At 69.1% G+C, this 1,745-nt stretch carries 2 protein-coding genes; one reads left to right on the forward strand and one right to left on the reverse strand.

Annotated elements, in window-relative coordinates; all coding sequences use genetic code 11:
- The first annotated feature begins 154 nt into the window (after positions 1-154).
- Complete coding sequence (locus ACIBJF_RS53290; RefSeq protein ID WP_399185099.1) at positions 155-1,108, forward strand: IS5 family transposase; 954 nt, start codon at positions 155-157, stop codon at positions 1,106-1,108.
- Here ACIBJF_RS53290 and ACIBJF_RS53295 read toward each other — a convergent pair.
- On the reverse strand, positions 1,100-1,609 hold the full coding sequence (locus ACIBJF_RS53295) for a hypothetical protein (RefSeq protein WP_399185100.1): 510 nt from the start codon (positions 1,607-1,609) through the stop codon (positions 1,100-1,102). The genes ACIBJF_RS53290 and ACIBJF_RS53295 overlap by 9 nt on opposite strands.
- Positions 1,610-1,745: the final 136 nt, after the last annotated feature.

Raw genomic sequence — 1,745 nt, forward strand, 5'->3', positions numbered from 1 at the left:
GTGACTAGCTGTTTTCCAACCCCGGGGTGTTCGATGGCGGTCCGTACGGCGAGCTTGATCGTGTGATCTGGTGGCGGGATCGGGAACGAGGACGAGGCCCCGTTCCTAGCGTGTCGGTTGTCTACGCCGAACCCGCAAGAAACAGAGCCTCGTTGTGCCTGACGCTACCGCCTGCGCTCCTGATCGTCCGCTGCCAGACCTCCGGTTCACGGCACCGTGCGACTGTCTCGCCCATCTGTACGGCAACGCCGGGGACCGTCCGCTGCGGGCCCGCTTCTACGACACCGACATGAGCGACGAGGAGTGGCAGGTCATCCGGCGGGTGATGCCGTTGCCGGGCTGGCTGTGCGGGCGCGGGGGTAATCCGGAGGGCTACTGCCACCGGGAGATGTTCGACGCGGTGCGCTATTTCGTGGACAGCGGGATCAAGTGGCGGGCGATGCCGGCCGACTTCCCACCCTGGGGTGCGGTCTACGCTTTCCAGCGCCGCTGGCAGGCCGAGGAGCTCCTGGACGTGCTGCACGATCGGCTCCGTGAGCAGGTGCGGCTGCTGGAGGGCCGCGACGATCCCGAACCGACGGCCGCGATCGTCGACTCCCAGTCGCTGCGCGGCGCGGCCACGCTCACCGGGGAACGCCGTGGCTATGACGGAGCGAAGTTGGTCTCGGGCTCCAAGCGGCATGTCGCGGTGGACTGCCTGGGCCTGCTCCTGGTGGTCCTGGTGACCGCCGCCGACCTGCAGGACCGCGACGCCGGCGTGCAGCTGCTCGGCGCCGTGCGCCGCCTGTTCACCCGGGTGCGTCTGGTGTGGGCCGACAGCGGCTACGCCGGGGCCCTGGTCGACTGGGCCCGGGAGAAACTCGCCCTGAAGGTCGAGGTGGTACGGCGCAGTGATGACATGAGCGGCTTCGTGGTACTGCCGAGACGTTGGGTGGTAGAGCGCACTTTCGCGTGGCTTGTCAACTGCCGTCGTCTGGTGCGGGATTACGAGCGGACGACCGCTGCCCACGAGGCGTATGTGAAGTGGGCGATGGTCACCTTGATGACACGCCGACTCGCCGCCGTGGGGCATACCGCGGCCCGGCAGTGCCCACCCGTCTCAGTGTGACCCGGCGGTGAAGGAGCGTCCGTCCTCGCTGACCAGCCAGCGCCGCTCGACCAGCCGCTTGAGCTGGGCGCGCACGCCTTCGTGCCGACTGCGGCCGGCCCCTTCACCGAACAGTGCGCGGACCACCTCCGGCACCCGCACCGGGCCGTCCGCACCCGACACGAACGCCACGATCTCGCAGTACAAGCCGGGCAGTCGGGCCGGATCGGCCCCCTGGCTCCACTGCGGCACATACCGCGACCCCGACTCCGTCCCCGGCCCGCCGTCCGCAGGCTCCGCGGCACCACCCGCATCCGCAGCGTCCGGCACTGCGGTCGCACCGTCCGCCCGGCCACCGGCCCTGCCCTCCCGCAGTTCCTGCTCGACCTCCTCGAAGATCTCGCCGCCGATACGCCAGCGCGTGACCTGTTTCTCGACCTGAGCAGCCTCTCGCTGCAACACCGCGATCCGCTCGTGGAGTTCGGCGGACCGCGCCTCCAGGTCGCGCAGACGGCGCTTCATGACAGCAGCGGGCGTGGGCACGACGGACCTCCGGGCTCGGCGACGAGAACTCCGGCACCTTGCACACCACCACCTCAAGATCGCAAGCGGCAAACATCCAGGTCAGACACGTGATCGCTTGGAAAACAGCTTCTGA

The organism is Streptomyces sp. NPDC050743 (genome assembly GCF_044456925.1).
In the GTDB taxonomy this organism is placed as follows: Bacteria; Actinomycetota; Actinomycetes; order Streptomycetales; family Streptomycetaceae; genus Streptomyces.